Source organism: Variovorax sp. V93 (assembly GCF_041154485.1).
Classification (GTDB): domain Bacteria; phylum Pseudomonadota; class Gammaproteobacteria; order Burkholderiales; family Burkholderiaceae_C; genus Variovorax; species Variovorax beijingensis_A.
Map to the genome: position 1 here is coordinate 4,785,920 of NZ_AP028669.1, position 19,081 is coordinate 4,805,000.

Consider the following 19,081-nt stretch of genomic DNA (forward strand, 5'->3'; position numbering starts at 1 on the left):
GTGCATCCGGACTGGCACGTCGCTTGCATAACCTGACCACTTGCTCTGATTAAGCGGTCAAATTCATGCGCGTGCTCGTCGTCTACTGCCATCCGGTCGAAACCAGCTTTCACGCCGCCCTGCACCAGGAGGTGCTGAAGAACCTGCGCGCGGCCGGGCACGAGGTGGACGACTGCGATCTGTATGCCGAAGGCTTCGATCCGGTGCTTTCGCGCGAGGAGCGGCTCGGCTATCACGAGGTGCCGGCCAACCAGCTGCCGCTCAAGCCCTACGTGGAGCGGCTGCAGTGGGCCGAGGGCCTCGTGTTCTGCTTTCCGACCTGGTGTTTCGGCCTGCCCGCGATGCTCAAGGGCTACTTCGACCGGCTCTTCATGCCGGGGGTGGCCTTCGACATCAGCGACCCGGCCCACGTGAAGCCGATGCTCACGCACATCCGGCGCATCAGCGCCGTGGTCACCTACGGGCGGCCGCGCTGGATGGCCTGGTACATGGGCGATCCGCCGCGCAAGATCGTCACGCGCTACATGCTGCGGCTCACGGGCCGGCGCGCCAAGGTGGACTACGACGCCCACTACCACATGAACGTGGCGACCGAGCCCCAGCTCAAGCGCTTCATGGCACGGGTCGGCGCTGCAATGGCGCGTTTCGCATGAAGACGCCCGCCCTGCTCGACAACGCGCGCCTGCCGCGCTGGCTGCTGCCGGCCGGCTGGCCCGAGCGCGACGGCGTGCCGGTGCTGGCGCGCATTGCGCTCGAGGCCGGGCGCGTGCAGTCGCTGCAGCCTGCTTCCGGCCAGGACGGGTCCCGCCCCGAAGCGTGGGACCTGGCCGGCACGCTCGTGCTGCCGGGCTTCGTCGACGCCCACACGCACCTGGACAAGGCCTTCACGCTGCCGCGCATGAAAAAGGTGCAGCCCGGCCTGCTCGGCGCCATCGACGCGATGCTGGCCGACCGCGTGCACTGGACGTCCGCCGATGTGCACGAGCGCGCCGCACGCGGCCTGCAGTGGGCCTGGGAATGCGGCACCACGCAGCTGCGCACGCATGTCGACTGGTGGGAGCCCGATACGGTGCCGCTGGCCTGGCCCGTGATGGCCGAGCTCGCGCAGGAATGGGCCGGCAGGTTGCGGCTGGAGCAGGTCAGCCTGATCAAGCTGCCGTTGTTCGAGGACGCGGCGCAGGCTCTGCGGCTCGCCAGGCAGGTGAAGGCCACGGGGCCGCATGCGCTGCTCGGCGGTTTCGTGCACTCCACCAACTGGAGCGAGAACGCGCTGCGCAACCTGCTGGTGGCGGCGCAGGCCTGCGATCTGGACGTCGACCTGCACGTCGATGAAGAACTGAATTGCGCGGCGGTCGGCCTGCAAACCACCGCCCGCATCCTGCGCGAGATCGGCTTCGAAGGCCGCGTGGTCTGCGGCCACGCCTGCGCGCTGGCCGCCCAGCCCGAGGCCGAGGCCCTTGCCACGCTCGATGCCGTCGCAAGCGCGCCGATCACCATCGTCTCGCTGCCCGCCACCAATCTGCTGCTGCAGGACGCGGTGACGGGCCGCACGCCGCGCCTGCGCGGCCTCACGCTGGTGAAGGAAACGCGCGAACGCGGCATCCCGCTGCTGTTCGCAAGCGACAACGTGCAAGACCCGTTCTGCCGCCTTGGCAGCTTCGACCCCGTCGAGGCGCTGGGCACCGCCGCGCTCGCCGCGCAGTTGGCCGATCCCTTCGACGACTGGTCGCAGGCGCTGTGCCGCGGCGACTGGCTGCAGCGCGCCTCCGCCACGGGGGCGCCGACGCTGGCAGGCGCCAAGGCCGACCTCGTGCTGTTCACCCAGGCCGACCGCCATGGCTGGCCGTCGCGCAGCGCCACCCGCGTGGTGCTGCGCGACGGCCGCGTCACACATGGCGATGCGGCACCCTTCCTTCCCCGCTGACAAACAAGGACCCCCATGCTCCACGGCTACATCCCGCCCCACCGCTTCCTGCCCTACCTGAGCTGGACCGAAATCGCCGCGCTGCCCGACCGCGAGAACACCGTCATCGTGCTGCCCTGCGGCGCCATCGAGCAGCACGGCCCGCACCTGCCCTGCTCGGTCGACAGCGTGATCGCCTCGGGCGTGATGGGCAAGGCGCTCGAGAAGCTGCCCGCCGAGGTGCGTGCCTTCGCGCTGCCCACCATCACCTATGGCAAGTCGGAAGAGCACCTGCACTTTCCGGGCACCATGACGCTGACCGGCACCACGCTCCTGTCGACCGTGACCGAGATCGGCGAGTCGGTCTACCGCGCGGGCTTTCGCAAGCTGCTGTTCGCCAACGGCCATGGCGGCCAGCCGCAGGTGCTGGAGATGGCGGCGCGCGAACTGCGGCTGCGGCATGGCGACTTCGTGGTGGTGCCGCATGGCGTGTCGCGCCTGCCGAGCGCGGCCAGCAAGCAGGTGAGCGAGCAGGAGAAGAAGCTCGCGATGCATGCCGGCCATTCCGAGACCGCGCTGATGCTCGCGCTCGCGCCCGAGACGGTGCACATGGAGCGCGCGGTCGCCAACTTTCCGCCGCCCTTCCCGATCAAGCTGCTGTCGGCCGACGGTCGCCCGGCCTGCGCCTGGACCGCGCGCGACTTCGGTCCGAGCGGCGTGATCGGCGACCCGACCACGGCCACGCGCGAGCAGGGCCAGGAGATCCTGGACACGCTGTCCGACAGCTGGGTGCAGGCGCTGACCGAGCTGCATGCGCTGCGCTGGGTGGTGCGCGAGGAAGCCACCTGGGAGCGCGGCCACCAGCAGGGCTTCATCCAGCAGTCCCTCGAGGCCGCCTGAGGCGCGCTACTTGCATTCGCTTCATTGCTTTTTTCAACCGTTCCTTCACCAGCCTTCGAGAGGTCCCACCATGCGTTCCTTCGCTCTTTCCATGGCCGGCGCTGCCGCGCTCGCACTGCTCGCCGCTGCCGCACCGGCCCAGGCGCAAGACAAGTTCACCTACATGACCAACTGGTACGCGCAGGCCGAGCACGGCGGCTTCTACCAGGCGGTGGCGCAGGGCATCTACAAGAAGCACGGCCTCGACGTGACCATCAAGATGGGCGGCCCGCAGGTCAACATCACGCAGATGATGGCCGCGGGCCAGGCCGACTGCATCATGGGTTCGAGCGACATCCAGATGATGCAGGTGCGCGAAGGCGGCGTGCCGGTGGTCAACGTGGCGGCCTTCTTCCAGAAGGACCCGCAGGTGCTGATCGCGCACGACGACGTCAAGAAGTTCGAGGACCTCAAGGGCAAGACGCTGCTGATCGGCGCGCAGGCCAACCGCGGCTACTGGCCCTGGCTCAAGGCCCGGTTCGGCCTGAAGGACGAACAGACGCGCCCCTACACCTTCAACATCCAGCCCTTCGTGGCCGATCCGAACGCCGCGCAGCAGGGCTACCTGACCTCGGAGCCCTACGCGATCCAGAAGGCCGGCGTGAAGAGCACGGTGCTGATGTTCAGCGACCACGGCTTCCCGGCCTATGCGACCACGGTGTCGTGCATGGAGAAGACCGTGAAGGACCGCAGCAAGCAGGTGGAAGCCTTCGTGAAGGCCTCGGCCGAGGGCTGGAAGAGCTACCTCGCCGACCCGGCGCCCGCCAATGCGCTGATCAAGAAGGACAACCCCAACATGACCGACGACCAGCTGGCCTACAGCGTCGCCAAGCTCAAGGAAATGGGCATGGTCACCGGCGGCGATGCGGCCAAGCTCGGCATCGGCGTGATCACCGATGCACGCTCCAAGGCGAGCTACGACTTCCTCGTCGCCGCCAAGCTGCTCGATCCGGCGAAGGTGGAGCTGGCCAAGACCTACACCACCGAGTTCGTGAAGGACGCCAAGGTCTTGCCCTGAGCCATCCATCCATGAACCGCATCGAACCCCACACCCTCGCGCCGCCCGCGGTGCCTGCCGTGCCCGCGGTGGAAGTGCTCTCGGCCGAGAAGACCTATCCCAACGGCACGCAGGCGCTGCTGCCGGTGGACCTGTCGATCGCCGAAGGCGAGTTCGTCACGCTGCTCGGGCCTTCGGGCTGCGGCAAGAGCACGCTGCTCAAGATGGTGGCGGGCATGCTCGAGCCGAGCGACGGGCGGCTGCTCGTGTGGCGCAAGCCTGTGGCGGAGATCCACAGCTGCCCGCACAAGCTGTCTTTCGTCTTTCAGTCGGCCACGCTGATGCCCTGGGCCAGCGTGCGTACCAACGTGCGGCTGCCGCTCGACCTGGCCGGCGTGCCGCGCAAGGAGGCCGATGCGCGGGTGATGGAATCGCTCGCGCTGGTGGGGCTCGAGAAGTTTGCCGATGCCTTGCCGCGCGCGCTCTCGGGCGGCATGCAGATGCGCGTGTCGATCGCGCGCGGCCTCGTCACGCAGCCCGACCTGCTGCTGATGGACGAGCCCTTCGGCGCGCTCGACGAGATCACGCGCCACAAGCTCGACGCCGACCTGCTCGACCTCTGGCGCAAGAAGAAGCTCACGGTGATCTTCGTGACGCACTCGATCCACGAGGCGGTGTTCCTGTCGACCCGCGTGGTGATGATGGCCGCGCGGCCGGGCCGCGTGGTGGAGCAGTTCCACATCGACGAGCCCTACCCGCGCACGCCCGACTTCATGGTGACGCCGGAATTCGCGCGCCACGCCCGGCGCCTGCAGGACAGCCTGCTGCGCGCCAGCCAGGCCGACGAGGAGCATGCGCGATGAAAAGCCCGCCCCTCCTGAGCCAGCCGCGCGTGCAGCGCGTGCTCTATCCCGTGCTCATCGGCGTGGTGCTGGTCGCGCTGTGGCAGTGGATGGTGGTGGCCTTGGAGCTGCCGCCCTACCTGGTGCCCTCGCCCTTCCTCATGGTGCAGACGCTCGTCAGCGACTGGGCGCCACTCGGCAACGCATTGCTGGTCACGCTCAAGATCACGCTGCTGTCCTTCCTGCTGGCCACCGTGGCCGGGGTGCTGATCTCGTTCCTGTTCGTGCAGAGCAAGCGCATCGAGACCGCGCTCTTTCCGTATGCGGTGCTGCTGCAGGTGACGCCCATCGTGGCGGTGGCGCCGCTCATCATCATCTGGGTGAAGAACCCGGTGGCGGCGATGACAGTGTGCGCCGCGCTGGTGGCGCTGTTCCCGATCATCAGCAACACCACGCTCGGCCTGCGCAGCATCGACCCCGACCTGCAGAGCTACTTCAAGCTCAACCGCGCGACGCGCTGGCAGCAGCTGGTGCGGCTGCGCATCCCGAGCGCGCTGCCGTATTTCTTCGGCGGACTGCGAATCTCGAGCGGCCTGGCGCTGATCGGCGCGGTGGTGGCCGAGTTCGTGGCCGGCACCGGCGGCTCCGGCGCGGGGCTGGCCTACCAGATCCTCCAGGCCGGCTTCCAGCTGAACATTCCGCGCATGTTCGCGGCCCTGCTGCTGATCTCGCTGACCGGTGTCGCGCTCTTCGTGCTGATGGCCTGGCTCACCAGGCTGGCGCTGGGCTCGTGGCATGCGAGCGAACTTTCCCAGGATTGAAAACCTTGACCATGAATGCTTCCATTTCCGCCATCGAACAGCTGCTGCTCGAACTGCCCGAGCTCGACTGGATCACCGACGAGGGCCGCGTCACGCGCCTGTCGCAGGACTTCTCGTGGTTCAGCCCGGTACTGAACCGCCAGCTGAAAGACAAGCGCGCCGACGTGGCCGTGCGTCCGCGCACCGAGGACGAGATCCGCGCGGTGGTCGGCGCCTGCGCGCGGCGCGGCGTGCCGATCACGCTGCGCGGCAGCGGCACCGGCAACTACGGCCAGACCACGCCGCTCGCGGGTGGCGTGGTGCTCGACATGACGGGCTACAACGCCTTCCTGTGGGTGAAGCCCGGCGTGGCCCGTGCGCAGGCCGGCATCCGCCTGGGCGAACTCGAGAAGCAGACCAGGCCCTCGGGCCAGGAGATGCGCAGCATGCCCTCCACCTACCGCAGCGCCACGCTCGGCGGCCTGTTCGGCGGCGGCTTCGGCGGCGTGGGCTCCATCAACTACGGGCCGCTGGGTGCGCCCGGCAACGTGCTCGGCATCCGCGCGATGACCATCGAGCCCGAGCCGCAGATGGTCGAGCTGCGCGGCGCCGAGGCCATGCGCATGCACCACCTCTGGGGCACCAACGGGCTGGTGCTGGAACTCGAAATCGCACTGGCACCCGCGCATCCCTGGCTCGAGACGCTGGTGAGCTTTGACAATTTTGCGGACGCGCTGCACTTTGCCGACAAGCTCGCGAATGCGCCGGGCATCGTGAAGCGGGAGATCGCCTTCTTCGCCGCGCCGATTTCGGACCACCTGGCGCAGCTTGCGGCACACCTGCCCAAAGGCTGCCACACGGTGCTGTCGCTGGTGGCCGAATCCTGCGAGCCGGCGATGCTGCAGCTGGCCGAGGCGCACGGCGGCACGGCGAGCTACCGCAGGACCGCGGCCGAGGTGCAGAAGAGCAACCGCACGCTGATGGAATTCACCTGGAACCACACCACGCTGCATGCGCTGAAGGTCGACCCGACGCTCACCTACCTGCAGAGCGGCTTCGTGCCGGGCCGGCACGTCGAGCAGATCATCGAGATGGAGCAATTGCTCGGCGGCGAGGTGCTGATGCACACCGAGTTCATCCGCAACGTGGCCGGGCTCATGACCTGCAGCGGGCTCCAGCTGGTGCGCTTCAGCACCGAGGAGCGGCTCGCGGAGATCATCGACATTCACCGCGCACACGGCGTGCACATCAACAATCCGCACGTGAACATCGTGGAAGACGGCAAGGCGGGGGGACCGCTGCCGCCCGAGGTCATCGAGATGAAGAAGCGCTTCGACCCGCTGGGCCTGCTGAACCCGGGCAAGCTGCGCGACTGGCCCGTGAAGGCCGTGCCGGCGACAGCCTGACGATCAAGTGGCGCCGCCGGGTCAGCCCCGGCGGCGGCGCAGCACGAAGGCGATGGCCACCACGGCAATCGCCGCGATCCAGATCGGCCACAGCCCGAAGGGCGCCACCCAGCGCGCATAGGGCGTGAGCCCCGTGCGGCCTTCGACCGAGGCCTCGAGCACGCCGCGCGTAAGGCGCGGCAGCTGGTGCGTGACGCGGCCTTCTGCATCGATCACCACCGTGGCGCCGGTGTTGGTGGCCCGCACCATCGGCCGCGCGAATTCAAGCGAGCGCATGCGCGAGATGGCCAGGTGCTGGTCGATGGCCACCGAGTTGCCGAACCACGCGATGTTGCTCACGTTGAGCAGGATGGTCGGCGCCGTGGCCTGGTCCTTGAAGTTGGCGCCGATCTCGTCGCCGAACAGGTCTTCGTAGCAGATGTTCGGCGCAATGCGCTGGCCCTGCCAGGCAAAGGGCGCCTGCGCCAGGCCGCCGCGCGCAAAGTCGCCGAGCGGGATGTTCATCATGCGGATGAACCAGCGAAAACCCGGCGGAATGAATTCGCCGAACGGAACGAGGTGGTGCTTGCTGTAGCGGTAGGGCTGCGCCGCGCCGGGCTGGAAGCCAAGCACCGCGTTGCTGTAGGTGCCCTGGCCGCCCAGCGGCAGGCCGACGATGGCGGCCTGCGTGCCCTGGCTGTAGCGCGCCTGTATCGCCTCCAGGTAGCCGGCGGGCAGCTGCTGCGGCAGCAGCGGCAGCGCGGTTTCGGGCGTCACCACGAGCGAGGCCTTGGCATCGCGCAGCTGTTCGCCATACCAGCGCAGCGCCAGGTCGATGCCGCCGCCGGGAATGAATTTTTCGTCTTGCGGGATGTTGCCCTGCAGCAGTGCGAGCTGCAGCTTGCCGCTCGACCCCTTGGCGCCCTGCACCTCTCCGGAAAGCGGTGCCACGAGATGCGGCGTGGCGAATCCGCCAGCGACAAGCACCAGGGCCTGCGCGAGCGCGATGCTGCGCACGGGCCGGGTCAGTGCGACAAGCGCCGCCATGAGCGCGGCAACGGCGCCAATGCCGTACACGCCGATCCACGGCGCCCAGGCCGCCAGCGGCCCCTCGACATGCGCATAGCCGCCCGCGCCCCAGGGGAAGCCGGTGAACCAGCTGCCGCGCACGAGCTCGGCCAGCGTCCACAGCGCGGCGAACACCAGCGCGCCGGCCACCGGCCCGCGCGGCCCGCGAACCACGAACCAGGCGCAGGCCGCTGCGTAATACAGCCCGAGCGCGGCCGCCAGCAGCAGCACCGCAATGGCCGCGAGCGGCGCCGCCAGCCCGCCGTAGGTGTGCATCGAAATGAAGAGCCACCAGAAGCTGCCGGTGAGCCAGGCGGTCGAGAAAAGCCAGCCATGCAGCCCGGCGCGGCGCCAGCCGGCACCTTCGGCGCGCAGCCAGTCCAGCAGGCCGACGAGCACGGCCAGCGAAAAGAGCTGCAGCCACCACAGCGGCCGGCCGTTCGCGGGCCAGGCAATGGCCGCGGCCTGCGCGAGGCCCGCGAAGGCAAAGCCCAGCAGGCGCAGCAGGCCCACGGCGGAAAAGGCGGGTGAGGTGCGCAGCGTGGCCGCTGCCGGCAGCGGCATCAGTCGGCCGCGTCGCTGCCGCGGGCCGGGGACACCTTGAACCAGCGCACCGCCCCGCCCTTGGTGTGCAGCACCACGAAGTCGAAGCCGCCGATCGCGTGGTGCTCGCCGCGCTTGGGCACGTGGCCCATCTCGTGCGCGATGAGCCCGCCGATGGTGTCGAAGTCTTCGCTCAGCTGTTCTTCGTCGAAGACGATGCCGAAGGCCTCGGCCACGCGCTCGATCGGCGTGTCGCCCGAGACGCGGTAGGTGTGGTCGGCCAGGCCGAAGATGTCGCCCTCGTCCTCGGCAATGTCGAACTCGTCCTCGATCTCGCCGACGATCTGCTCGAGCACGTCCTCGATGGTGATGAGGCCGGCCACGCGGCCGAACTCGTCGATCACGATGGCCAGGTGGTTGCGGTTGCCGCGGAACTCGCGCAGCAGGTCGTTCAGGCCCTTGCTCTCGGGGATGAAGGTCGCGGGCCGAAGCAGCGCGCGGATGTTGAGCCCCGGCGCGCGCTGCAGCTTGAGCAGGTCCTTCGCGAGCAGGATGCCGATGATGTTTTCCTTCTCGCCCTCGTACACCGGGAAGCGCGAGTGCGCGGTGTCGATGACCAGGTGCAGCAGCGCGTCGAAGGGCGCGTCGATGTTCACCAGGTCCATGCGCGGGGCCGCGACCATCACGTCGCCGGCCGTCATGTCGGCCATGCGCAGCACGCCCTCGAGCATGACGCGCGATTCGGCGCCGATCACCTCGTTGTCCTCGGCATCGGCCAGGGTTTCGATCAGCTCGTCGCGCGAGTCGGGACCGGGATGGATGAATTCGGCCAGCTTCTGGAGAAAGCCGCGCTTGTCTTCCCGTTCGACGGGTGCGCGTTCAGGGTGAGGGTCGGCCACTGCGGGAGGCGTAGTTGAAGAGATACAAGGATACCGGATTGCGCGTGACAGGCTCTACCGCGCGGCCGTCACAAGCCGTTTCCGGGTACTCAGGGCGCGGATTTGCTGCGCGCGTCCCGCATGCCGCTGCGCACTTCCTGCAGGCTGGCCAGGAAGGCCCAGAACTGCTTGGCGCGGGTCTTGAGGTGGTAGTCGACCGCCGCGTACTGCTCGAGCGCGATTTCGCTCATGCGGCTGTCGAAGGTGGCGCTCGGCAGCTGCAGGTGCGCCTCCGATTCCGAGCCGCTGCGCACCACGGTGGCACCGGCGTTGCGGGCGATCTTCAGCATGGCGGCGTTTTCGCTCAGCGCATGGATGAACAGCATGCCCACGCCTTCGTTGCGCGCCACGACCACGGCCCGCTCGAAGAGACGCGCCCCATAGCCGCGGCCACGCGCATGCGCGGCCACCGACACGCCGAATTCGGCGCAGTCGCTGTGCTGCTCGTCCGGCGCGAACGCCAGGTGGGCCATGGCGATCAGGTCGAGCCGGCGGTTGTAGATGCCGAAGAGTTCGTCGCGCTCGAAATCGAGCCCGTCGACATAGCGCTGCACTTGTTCGTCGCCCGCGGCGTAGCCGAAGCGCAGGTAGCGGTCGTGCGGCGTGAGCGCGAGCAGGTGCTGCGCGATGCGGTCGCGTTCGCGCGGGCCGATCGAGCGGATCGGCACCATGACGGGTGGCGGCGAGGAGGCCGCGCGTGGTTGCGCCTCAACCATCGGCGCCTTCAGGAAAGAGCCGAGGCCGAGAGACGCCTTCAGGAGGGTCTTGGCGGTAAGCATGGCTCAAATATAAGGGTTTTCCCTTAAACACCAAGCCAGCAGGGGTACTTTTGGGCCACATTCGTTAATCAATACCAGGGGGCGTGTCGTTCACGCAACCATTGGGGTGGCTAAACCGGCACGGCTGTTGTGGCCTTGACACGGTCCAGCACGAAACTGGTCTTGCAATCTTCCACGCTGGGGTGCTTGAGCAGGGTGTCCATGATGAAACGGCTGTAGTGCCCCATGTCGGCGACCACCACGCGCAGCAGGTAGTCCATGTCGCCGGTGAGGGCGGCGCACTCGACCACTTCGGGCCAGGTCTGCACGCTGGCGCGGAACAGGTCCATCGGGTTGCGCTTGTGGGTTTCGGTGTGCTTTTCGAGGCGCACATTGAGATAGGCCGTCAGGCCCAGGCCGATGACTTCGGGGCGCACGAGCGCGACGTAGCGGTCGATGACGCCGCTCTCCTCCAGCCGCTTGACGCGCCGGAGCACGGCGCTCGGGGAAAGGCTGACCTGCTCAGCGATCTGGTCGTAGGTGGCGCGCCCGTCTGCTTGCAGCGTGCGCAGAATAAGCCTATCAATCTTGTCGAGTGCTTCCATTTCGTTATTTTCGCAGTTTTACTGCGTAGCCGCCCTCCCTGGCGCCCAAAAACGCTGAAAACATGAGTGGCATCCGCTCTACAGTGCAGCACTGGTCGTTCCCGCCCACCCGTTCGCTTTTCATTCGTTCGAACCCATTTCTGGAGACCCCCATGAGCCACATCGACGCGCCCCCCTTCACGCCCTGGGAGAACCCCATGGGAACCGACGGCTTCGAATTCATCGAGTACGCGGCACCGGATCCGGTCGCGATGGGCAAGGTGTTCGAGCGCATGGGCTTCAAGGCCGTGGCACGGCACCGCCACAAGAACGTGCTGCTGTACCGCCAGGGCACGATCAATTTCATCGTCAACGCCGAGCCCGATTCGTTCGCGCAGCGCTTTGCGCGCGAGCACGGCCCGAGCGTCTGCGCCATCGCCTTCCGCGTGCAGGACGCCAAGCAGGCCTACGAGCGCGCGATCTCGCTCGGCGCCTGGGGCTTTGCCGACAAGGCGGGTCCGGGCGAACTGAACATTCCCGCCATCAAGGGCATCGGCGACAGCCTGATCTACCTGGTCGACCGCTGGCCTGGCAAGAACGGCGCGAAGCCGGGCGACATCGGCAACATCGGCTTCTACGACGTCGACTTCGAGCCGCTGCCGGGCGTGGCCTCGCAGGATGCGCTGGCGCCCAAGGGCAACGGCCTGACCTACATCGACCACCTCACGCACAACGTGTACCGCGGCCGCATGAACGTGTGGGCCGGCTTCTACGAGAAGCTCTTCAACTTCCGCGAGATCAAGTACTTCGACATCGAGGGCCAGGTGACCGGCGTGAAGAGCAAGGCCATGACCAGCCCCTGCGGCAAGATCCGCATCCCCATCAATGAGGAGGGCAAGGAGCAGGCCGGCCAGATCCAGGAGTACCTGGACATGTACCACGGCGAAGGCATCCAGCACATCGCGATGGGCTCGGACAACCTGTACGAGACCGTCGACGCGCTGCGCGCCAACGGCGTCAAGCTGCTCGACACCATCGACACCTACTACGAGCTGGTCGACAAGCGCATTCCCGGCCACGGCGAAAGCGTGGCCGAGCTGCAGAAGCGCAAGATCCTGATCGATGGCAAGAAGGACGCACTGCTGCTGCAGATCTTCAGCGAGAACCAGCTCGGCCCGATCTTCTTCGAGTTCATCCAGCGCAAGGGCGACGACGGCTTCGGCAACGGCAACTTCAAGGCGCTGTTCGAAAGCATCGAGCTCGACCAGATGCGCCGCGGCGTGCTGTCGGCCGCAAAATAAGCGCCTTTTTCACTGGCCAGGAGCCTCCATGCGCAGCACGTTCTCGATCGGCTTGACCCTCACCGCGGCAGCCGCCGTTGTTCTTTTTTCGGGCTGCGCCATGGCGCCGGCCACCCCCGCGGCAGGCTCGCACCTCGACACGGTGCAGAAGGCGGCGGCACTGCGCGTCTGCACGCCGGGCGACTACAAGCCCTTCAGCTTCCAGAAGGCCGACGGCACGTTCGAGGGCATCGACGTCGATCTCATGACGGGCTTCAGCGCCAGCCTCGGCGCGAAGCCCGAGTGGGTCAAGACCACCTGGGCCAACCTGCTGCCCGACCTCAGCGCCGGCAAGTGCGACATCGCCGTGGGCGGCGTTTCCGTGACCACCGACCGGCAAAAGCGCGCCTTCTTCAGCGCGCCCTACATGGTGAACGGCAAGGCGCCCATTGCGCGCTGCGCCGACGTCGCCAAGTACCAGAGCGTGGCCGACATCGACAAGCCTTCCACCCGGGTGATCTTCAATCCGGGCGGCAGCAACGAGCGCTTTGCGCGCGCCAACTTCAAGCAGGCCAAGCTCACGCTGCACGGCGAGAACGTGACGATCTTCGACGAGATCCTGGCCAACCGCGCCGACGTGTTCGTGACCGAATCCGCCGAGGCCATCACGCAGCAGAAGCTCAAGCCGGGCCTGTGCGCGATCAATCCCGACAAGCCGCTGCAATACGGCGAGATGGCCTGGATGCTGCCGCGCGACGACGTGGCCTTCAAGGCGTACGTCGACCAATGGCTGCACCTGCAGAAAGCCGGCGGCGACTTCCAGCGCGTGATGGACCGCTGGCTCAAGTAATCAGAGAGCATTCTTATGGACACCCCTGCAGCAGCAGCTGTCGCCACGCCCGCCGTCTACGGCGCTTCGGACCGTCCGCCGCGCGGCGACTACTCGCGCGGCGGGGCGGTGCTTGCCGACTACACCTGCCCGCAGGACTGGGCCAGCTACACGCCGGCCGACCACGAGACCTACAAGCGGCTCTACGAGCGGCAGGCTGCGCAGCTGCCGGGCCTGGCCTGCGATGCATTCATCAAGGCGCTGCCCTTGCTGGGCGTGAAGGACCGCATCCCGCGCTTCGAGGAAATCAACGAGCGGCTGCACCGCGCCACCGGCTGGGAGATCGTCGCGGTGCCGGGGCTGATTCCCGAGCTGCCGTTCTTCAGCTTGCTTGCGAACCGCAAGTTTCCGGTGACCGACTGGATCCGCAAGCCGGAGGAGTTCAACTACATCGTCGAGCCCGACGTGTTTCACGATCTGTTCGGCCATGTGCCGATGCTGTTCGACCCTGTTTTTGCCGATTACGTGCAACGCTATGGCCAGGGGGGCATCAAGGCGCACGAGCTCGGCGCAGGCGAAAAGCTCGCGCGGCTGTACTGGTACACGGTCGAGTTCGGCCTGATCCGGCAGCCGGACGGCCTGCGCGCATACGGCGCCGGCATCCTGAGCTCCGTCGGTGAACTGGAGCATGCCGTGCGCAGCGGCGAGCCGCACCGGCTGCCGCTCGACTTGCTGCGCACCATGCGCACGCGCTACAAGATCGACACCTACCAGAGCAACTACTTCGTGATCGAGAGCTTCGCGCAGCTCTTCGACCTCACGGCACCCGACTTCACGCCGCTCTACCAGGCGCTCGACGCCTTGCCCGACATTCCGGCCGGGGTGCTGCTGTCGGGCGAGTCCGGCCAGGCCTGAAGTCGTTCCCCAAAACCTGACTGCCGCGGCAAGCATGCGCTGCCGCGCGCTATCGCATGCGCGACAGCGCATGCACCGCTCCTAGGACAAGCCCGCTGGCGGCCAGATGTGTCTGGCTCCCACAATCCGCGCAAAAGGAGCTTGCATGCAGACATCCGCGCGACAGAACTACCCGGCCGGCGTGCCGCACGAGATCGACCCCGGGCAGTACCGGTCCCTGCCCCACATGTTCGACGAGGCGTTCGCCCGCTATGCCGATCGGCCGTTCTCGGTTTGCATGGAACGCTGGATGTCCTATCGCGAGCTCGACACCCTGTCGAAGGCCCTGGGCGCATGGCTGCAGTCGCTGGGCCTCGAGCCCGGCGCACGGGTCGCCATCATGCTGCCCAACGTGCCCCAGTTCGCCGTCACGATGTGCGGCGTGCTTCGCGCCGGCTATACCTGCGTCAACGTCAATCCGCTCTACACGGCGCGCGAGCTCGAGCACCAGCTCAAGGATTCGGGCGCCACGGCCATCGTCATTCTCGAGAACTTCGCCGCAACGCTGGAACAGGTGATCGAGCGCACGCCCGTCAAGCACGTGGTCGTCACTTCGATGGGCGACCTGCTCGGCGGGCTCTATGGCGCCTGGATCACGGTGGCGGTCCGCCACCTGGCGAAGATGGTGCCGCCGTACAAGCTGCCCCTGGGCAACGGCCGCAGCGTCACGCCTTTCTCCAAGGTTATCGAGGAGGGACGCGGACGCGCGCCGGCGCCGGACCAGAGCACGCTCGATTCGATCGCCTTCCTGCAGTACACCGGCGGCACGACGGGCCTGTCCAAGGGCGCGGTGCTGACCCACCGCAACATCGTCGCGGCCACGCTGCAGGCGGAGGCCTGGTTCACGCCGGCGCTGTCGCGGGCGGGCGACCTGGCCAAGGTCAACAGCATCGCGGCGCTGCCGCTGTACCACATCTTCGCGCTCACGCTCTGCCTCCTGGTCATCCGCCAGGGCTCGCACATGACGCTGATCCCCAATCCGCGCGATTTCGACAAGTTCATCGCAGTACTCAAGAAGCGCCCCTTCCACATGCTGCCCGCAGTGAACACGCTCTTCAATGCGCTGTTGATGCATCCCGAGTTCAAGTCGATCGATTTCTCCACGCTGTTCGTTTCGCAGGCGGGCGGAATGGCTGCCTCCGAAGGCACGGCGCGGCGCTGGTTCGAGGCCACCGGCTGCCCGATGATCGAAGGCTGGGGCATGAGCGAGACCTGCGCGATCGGCACCAACAACCCCGTGTCGAACACCAGCTTCACAGGCACCATCGGCTTGCCGCTACCGAGCATCGAGATCGCCATCAAGGATGACGAAGGCAACTCCCTGCCCATCGGTACGCCGGGCGAGCTTTGCATCAGGGGGCCCAACGTCATGACCGGCTACTACAACCAGCCCGCCGAAACCGCGGCCGCCTTCACGTCCGATGGTTTCATGCGCACGGGCGACATTGCCGTCATGCAGGAGGACGGCTACAGCCGCATCGTCGACCGCAAGAAGGACATGATCCTGGTGAGCGGCTTCAACGTCTTTCCGAACGAACTGGAGAACGTGATTTCGCTCTGTCCTGGCGTCGTCGAATGCGCGGCCGTCGGTGTGCCGGACGAAAAGCAGGGCGAGGCGATCAAGGTCTTCGTCGTGCGCAAGGACGCGGCGCTCACCGAAGAGGCCGTGCTGCAATACTGCAATGGACAACTCACCGGCTACAAGCGGCCCAAGCACATCGAATTCCGCGACTCGCTGCCGAAGACCAATGTCGGGAAGATCCTGCGGCGCGAGTTGCGCACCAGCGCGGGCGCCTGAATGAAGGAGCTCGCCGCGGCCGGGCTGCCGGCGAATCTCCTGGTCTTCGAGCGCGGCTGGCTGTCGTCGAACAACATCCTGTTCATCGGGGCCGGCGAGACCGCGCTGGTCGACACCGGGTACAGCACGCATGCCGATCAGACACTTGCACTGGTCGAATCCGCGCTGGGCGGCCAGCCGCTCGACCGCATCGTGAATACGCATCTGCACAGCGACCATTGCGGCGGCAACGCGGCGCTGCAGCAGCGCTACCCCGCGATCCGGACGGACATTCCACCCGGCGAGGCGGCATTGGTGGAACGGTGGGATGAGCGCGGGCTGAGTTTTCTAGCGACGGGACAGATCTGCCCGCGATTCCGGCTCACCGGGCTCCTGCAGCCTGGGACCGAATGCATGCTCGGCGACAGTCCGTGGCAGGTGCATGGCGCGCCTGGCCACGATCCCCACTCGATCATCCTCTTCGATCCCGCTTCACGGACGCTGATCTCGGCGGATGCCCTGTGGGAGAACGGCTTTGGCGTTGCCTTTCCTGAGCTTGCGGGCGAACCGGCGTTCGGCGATATGGCTGCGACGCTGGATCGGATCGAGGCGCTGGGGCCGCTGCAGGTAATCCCCGGCCATGGCCCGATCTTCGGCGATGTCGACAAAGCCCTGGCCACGGCGCGCCGCCGACTCGAGGGTCTTCAGCGCGATCCCGTGAAGCACGCGCGGCACGCCATCAAGGTGCTGATGAAGTTCAAGCTGCTGGAGGTGCAGTCCATTGCCCTTGAGAACTGGGAAGCCTGGGTTCGCAGCACGCCGTATCTGGATATCGTTCGTTCGCGCTTCTTTGCCGATGCGGAATTGGCGCAGTTGGCCGGAGACGTCTTGCACGAGCTGATCGGCGCAGGGGCGGCGGAGATGGACTCCTCAGGCATCCGCAATATCTGATCTTTGTCCGCTGGAATAAAAAAAGCGCGTCACCGAAAGATGACGCGCTTTTAAAAGCTGCAAAGAAAAAAGCCCAACACACCGTGTTGGGCTTTTCCTGGCTGTAAGAGCCTGACGATGACCTACTTTCACACGGGAACCCGCACTATCATCGGCGCTGACGCGTTTCACTGTCCTGTTCGGGATGGGAAGGAGTGGTACCACGTCGCTATGGTCATCAGGCATAACTTGTTGTCTGTCTGATCACATGATCAGGCAAACGAATTCATAGAGTTTGGAATCAGCTTTTGGCGAATTATTTTGAATGCGTCAACTTGGCATAACACCTTGATCTGATTGATCAAAGTTATAGGGTCAAGCCGCACGAGCAATTAGTATCAGTTAGCTTAACGCATTACTGCGCTTCCACACCTGACCTATCAACGTCCTGGTCTTGAACGACTCTTTAGGGGGCTCAAGGCCCCGGCAGATCTCATCTTGAAACGAGTTTCCCGCTTAGATGCTTTCAGCGGTTATCTCTTCCACACTTAGCTACTCGGCAATGCCACTGGCGTGACAACCGATACACCAGAGGTGTGTCCACTCCGGTCCTCTCGTACTAGGAGCAGGCTTCCTCAAATCTGCAGCGCCCACGGAAGATAGGGACCAAACTGTCTCACGACGTTTTAAACCCAGCTCACGTACCTCTTTAAATGGCGAACAGCCATACCCTTGGGACCGGCTACAGCCCCAGGATGAGATGAGCCGACATCGAGGTGCCAAACACCGCCGTCGATATGAACTCTTGGGCGGTATCAGCCTGTTATCCCCAGAGTACCTTTTATCCGTTGAGCGATGGCCCTTCCATACAGAACCACCGGATCACTATGTCCTGCTTTCGCATCTGCTCGACTTGTCAGTCTCGCAGTTAAGCACGCTTATGCCATTGCACTATCGTCACGATGTCCGACCGTAACTAGCGTACCTTCGAACTCCTCCGTTACGCTTTGGGAGGAGACCGCCCCAGTCAAACTGCCTACCATGCACTGTCCCCGATCCAGATAATGGACCTAGGTTAGAACCTCAAACACACCAGGGTGGTATTTCAACGTTGGCTCCACAAGATCTAGCGACCCTGCTTCAAAGCCTCCCACCTATCCTACACAGATCTGTTCAAAGTCCAATACAAAGCTACAGTAAAGGTTCATGGGGTCTTTCCGTCTTTCCGCGGGGAGATTGCATCATCACAAACATTTCAACTTCGCTGAGTCTCAGGAGGAGACAGTGTGGCCATCGTTACGCCATTCGTGCAGGTCGGAACTTACCCGACAAGGAATTTCGCTACCTTAGGACCGTTATAGTTACGGCCGCCGTTTACTGGGACTTCAATCAAGAGCTTGCACCCCATCATTTAATCTTCCAGCACCGGGCAGGCGTCACACCCTATACGTCCACTTTCGTGTTTGCAGAGTGCTGTGTTTTTAATAAACAGTCGCAGCCACCGATTTTTTGCAACCCATTCATGCTTCGTTGTTCACTACACACTAATAGGGCACACCTTCTTCCGAAGTTACGGTGTCAATTTGCCGAGTTCCTTCTCCTGAGTTCTCTCAAGCGCCTTAGAATACTCATCTCGCGCACCAGTGTCGGTTTGCGGTACGGTCGTATATAGCTGAAGCTTAGTGGCTTTTCCTGGAACCTCGTTCAGTCACTTCGCGAGCAAGCTCGCTCGATCGTTGGCCTCGGTATATGTGCACCGGATTTGCCTAATGCACGCCTACATCCAACTAAACCGGGATATCCAACACCCGGATGACCTATTAAGATCCGTCCCCACATCGCACTATATATCGGTACAGGAATATTGACCTGTTTCCCATCAGCTACGCATCTCTGCCTCGCCTTAGGGGCCGACTCACTCTACGCCGATGAACGTTGCGTAGAAAACCTTGCGCTTACGGCGAGGGGGCTTTTCACCCCCTTTAACGCTACTCATGTCAGCATTCGCACTTCTGATACCTCCAGCACGCTTTACAACGCACCTTCACAGGCTTACAGAACGCTCTCCTACCACTTGCAATAAATTGCAAATCCGCAGCTTCGGTAACTGGCTTAGCCCCGTTACATCTTCCGCGCAGGACGACTCGATCAGTGAGCTATTACGCTTTCTTTAAATGATGGCTGCTTCTAAGCCAACATCCTGACTGTTTTAGCCTTCCCACTTCGTTTCCCACTTAGCCAATTTTAGGGACCTTAGCTGGCGGTCTGGGTTGTTTCCCTCTTGAGTCCGGACGTTAGCACCCGGTGCTCTGTCTCCCAAGCTGTACTCTTCGGTATTCGGAGTTTGCCTTGGTTTGGTAAGTCGCCATGACCCCCTAGCCAAAACAGTGCTCTACCCCCGAAGGTAATACTTGAGGCACTACCTAAATAGTTTTCGGAGAGAACCAGCTATTTCCAAGTTTGTTTAGCCTTTCACCCCTATCCACAGCTCATCCGCTAGTTTTGCAACACTAGTCGGTTCGGACCTCCAGTACCTGTTACGGCACCTTCATCC

16 protein-coding genes and 2 rRNA genes (1 of these 18 only partly in view) are annotated in these 19,081 nt (G+C 64.9%); 12 read left to right on the forward strand and 6 right to left on the reverse strand.

Annotated features, from left to right (window positions below; all coding sequences use genetic code 11):
- The first annotated feature begins 65 nt into the window (after nt 1–65).
- The 7 genes from ACAM54_RS22730 (at nt 66) to ACAM54_RS22760 (ending at nt 6,887) form a co-directional block, all read left to right on the forward strand.
- Complete coding sequence (locus ACAM54_RS22730; RefSeq protein ID WP_369649007.1) at nt 66–653, forward strand: NAD(P)H-dependent oxidoreductase; 588 nt, start codon at nt 66–68, stop codon at nt 651–653.
- Nucleotides 650–1,924, forward strand: coding sequence for an amidohydrolase family protein (locus ACAM54_RS22735; protein WP_369649008.1), 1,275 nt, complete (start codon nt 650–652; stop codon nt 1,922–1,924). The genes ACAM54_RS22730 and ACAM54_RS22735 overlap by 4 nt, the downstream gene beginning before the upstream one ends.
- 15 nt (nt 1,925–1,939) lie before the next feature.
- Nucleotides 1,940–2,803: a creatininase family protein gene (locus ACAM54_RS22740; RefSeq protein WP_025569561.1), complete on the forward strand. Its 864-nt coding sequence runs from the start codon at nt 1,940–1,942 to the stop codon at nt 2,801–2,803.
- A 70-nt stretch (nt 2,804–2,873) separates the two neighbouring features.
- Nucleotides 2,874–3,860, forward strand: a complete 987-nt coding sequence (locus tag ACAM54_RS22745; protein ID WP_025569560.1) for an ABC transporter substrate-binding protein — start codon at nt 2,874–2,876, stop codon at nt 3,858–3,860.
- An 11-nt stretch (nt 3,861–3,871) separates the two neighbouring features.
- Entirely contained in the window at nt 3,872–4,702 is an 831-nt protein-coding gene (locus ACAM54_RS22750) for an ABC transporter ATP-binding protein (RefSeq protein WP_145739880.1), read from the forward strand.
- Complete coding sequence (locus tag ACAM54_RS22755) at nt 4,699–5,502, forward strand: ABC transporter permease (protein ID WP_145739878.1); 804 nt, start codon at nt 4,699–4,701, stop codon at nt 5,500–5,502. Before ACAM54_RS22750 ends, ACAM54_RS22755 begins: the two co-directional genes overlap by 4 nt.
- A gap of 11 nt (nt 5,503–5,513) precedes the next feature.
- Nucleotides 5,514–6,887 (forward strand): FAD-binding oxidoreductase, encoded by a 1,374-nt coding sequence (locus tag ACAM54_RS22760; protein WP_369649009.1) that lies wholly within the window; start codon nt 5,514–5,516, stop codon nt 6,885–6,887.
- A 21-nt stretch (nt 6,888–6,908) separates the two neighbouring features.
- On the opposite strand, the gene lnt is transcribed toward ACAM54_RS22760, so the two are convergent.
- The 4 genes from lnt to ACAM54_RS22780 form a co-directional block, all read right to left on the reverse strand.
- On the reverse strand, nt 6,909–8,498 hold the full coding sequence (gene lnt / locus ACAM54_RS22765; protein WP_025569552.1) for an apolipoprotein N-acyltransferase: 1,590 nt from the start codon (nt 8,496–8,498) through the stop codon (nt 6,909–6,911).
- Complete coding sequence (locus ACAM54_RS22770) at nt 8,498–9,376, reverse strand: HlyC/CorC family transporter (protein ID WP_015867524.1); 879 nt, start codon at nt 9,374–9,376, stop codon at nt 8,498–8,500. Before ACAM54_RS22770 ends, lnt begins: the two co-directional genes overlap by 1 nt.
- 89 nt (nt 9,377–9,465) lie before the next feature.
- Nucleotides 9,466–10,194, reverse strand: a complete 729-nt coding sequence (locus ACAM54_RS22775; RefSeq protein WP_025569549.1) for a GNAT family N-acetyltransferase — start codon at nt 10,192–10,194, stop codon at nt 9,466–9,468.
- 110 nt (nt 10,195–10,304) lie between these two features.
- On the reverse strand, nt 10,305–10,778 hold the full coding sequence (locus ACAM54_RS22780; protein WP_028254383.1) for an Lrp/AsnC family transcriptional regulator: 474 nt from the start codon (nt 10,776–10,778) through the stop codon (nt 10,305–10,307).
- Nucleotides 10,779–10,930: 152 nt separating this feature from the next.
- Here ACAM54_RS22780 and hppD point away from each other — a divergent pair, with 152 nt between their 5' ends.
- From hppD to ACAM54_RS22805, 5 genes are all read left to right on the forward strand, one after another.
- On the forward strand, nt 10,931–12,058 hold the full coding sequence (gene hppD, locus ACAM54_RS22785) for a 4-hydroxyphenylpyruvate dioxygenase (RefSeq protein WP_369649010.1): 1,128 nt from the start codon (nt 10,931–10,933) through the stop codon (nt 12,056–12,058).
- A gap of 28 nt (nt 12,059–12,086) precedes the next feature.
- The gene (locus tag ACAM54_RS22790; RefSeq protein ID WP_369649011.1) at nt 12,087–12,887 is read left to right on the forward strand and encodes a transporter substrate-binding domain-containing protein; all 801 of its coding nucleotides are present in this window, start codon (nt 12,087–12,089) and stop codon (nt 12,885–12,887) included.
- A gap of 15 nt (nt 12,888–12,902) precedes the next feature.
- Nucleotides 12,903–13,781 (forward strand): phenylalanine 4-monooxygenase, encoded by an 879-nt coding sequence (phhA, locus tag ACAM54_RS22795; protein WP_369649012.1) that lies wholly within the window; start codon nt 12,903–12,905, stop codon nt 13,779–13,781.
- Between the two features lie 145 nt (nt 13,782–13,926).
- Nucleotides 13,927–15,618 (forward strand): AMP-binding protein, encoded by a 1,692-nt coding sequence (locus ACAM54_RS22800; RefSeq protein ID WP_369649013.1) that lies wholly within the window; start codon nt 13,927–13,929, stop codon nt 15,616–15,618.
- Entirely contained in the window at nt 15,619–16,548 is a 930-nt protein-coding gene (locus tag ACAM54_RS22805) for an MBL fold metallo-hydrolase (RefSeq protein ID WP_369649014.1), read from the forward strand.
- 109 nt (nt 16,549–16,657) lie between these two features.
- On the opposite strand, the gene rrf is transcribed toward ACAM54_RS22805, so the two are convergent.
- Together rrf and ACAM54_RS22815 are read right to left on the reverse strand one after the other, a co-directional pair.
- Nucleotides 16,658–16,770 (reverse strand): 5S ribosomal RNA (rrf, locus tag ACAM54_RS22810).
- A 128-nt stretch (nt 16,771–16,898) separates the two neighbouring features.
- Nucleotides 16,899–19,081, reverse strand: a 23S ribosomal RNA gene (locus ACAM54_RS22815) (it continues 690 nt past the right edge of the window).

Bases quoted from the DNA above. Each gene is read 5' to 3' on its own strand.
- ACAM54_RS22800 (WP_369649013.1), top strand. From the start codon at position 13,927: ATGCAGACATCCGCGCGACAGAACTACCCGGCCGGCGTGCCGCACGAG.
- ACAM54_RS22780 (WP_028254383.1), bottom strand. From the start codon at position 10,778: ATGGAAGCACTCGACAAGATTGATAGGCTTATTCTGCGCACGCTGCAA.
- hppD (WP_369649010.1), top strand. From the start codon at position 10,931: ATGAGCCACATCGACGCGCCCCCCTTCACGCCCTGGGAGAACCCCATG.
- ACAM54_RS22730 (WP_369649007.1), top strand. From the start codon at position 66: ATGCGCGTGCTCGTCGTCTACTGCCATCCGGTCGAAACCAGCTTTCAC.
- ACAM54_RS22790 (WP_369649011.1), top strand. From the start codon at position 12,087: ATGCGCAGCACGTTCTCGATCGGCTTGACCCTCACCGCGGCAGCCGCC.
- ACAM54_RS22775 (WP_025569549.1), bottom strand. From the start codon at position 10,194: ATGCTTACCGCCAAGACCCTCCTGAAGGCGTCTCTCGGCCTCGGCTCT.
- phhA (WP_369649012.1), top strand. From the start codon at position 12,903: ATGGACACCCCTGCAGCAGCAGCTGTCGCCACGCCCGCCGTCTACGGC.
- ACAM54_RS22750 (WP_145739880.1), top strand. From the start codon at position 3,872: ATGAACCGCATCGAACCCCACACCCTCGCGCCGCCCGCGGTGCCTGCC.
- ACAM54_RS22745 (WP_025569560.1), top strand. From the start codon at position 2,874: ATGCGTTCCTTCGCTCTTTCCATGGCCGGCGCTGCCGCGCTCGCACTG.
- ACAM54_RS22755 (WP_145739878.1), top strand. From the start codon at position 4,699: ATGAAAAGCCCGCCCCTCCTGAGCCAGCCGCGCGTGCAGCGCGTGCTC.
- ACAM54_RS22735 (WP_369649008.1), top strand. From the start codon at position 650: ATGAAGACGCCCGCCCTGCTCGACAACGCGCGCCTGCCGCGCTGGCTG.
- ACAM54_RS22805 (WP_369649014.1), top strand. From the start codon at position 15,619: ATGAAGGAGCTCGCCGCGGCCGGGCTGCCGGCGAATCTCCTGGTCTTC.
- lnt (WP_025569552.1), bottom strand. From the start codon at position 8,498: ATGCCGCTGCCGGCAGCGGCCACGCTGCGCACCTCACCCGCCTTTTCC.
- ACAM54_RS22740 (WP_025569561.1), top strand. From the start codon at position 1,940: ATGCTCCACGGCTACATCCCGCCCCACCGCTTCCTGCCCTACCTGAGC.
- ACAM54_RS22760 (WP_369649009.1), top strand. From the start codon at position 5,514: ATGAATGCTTCCATTTCCGCCATCGAACAGCTGCTGCTCGAACTGCCC.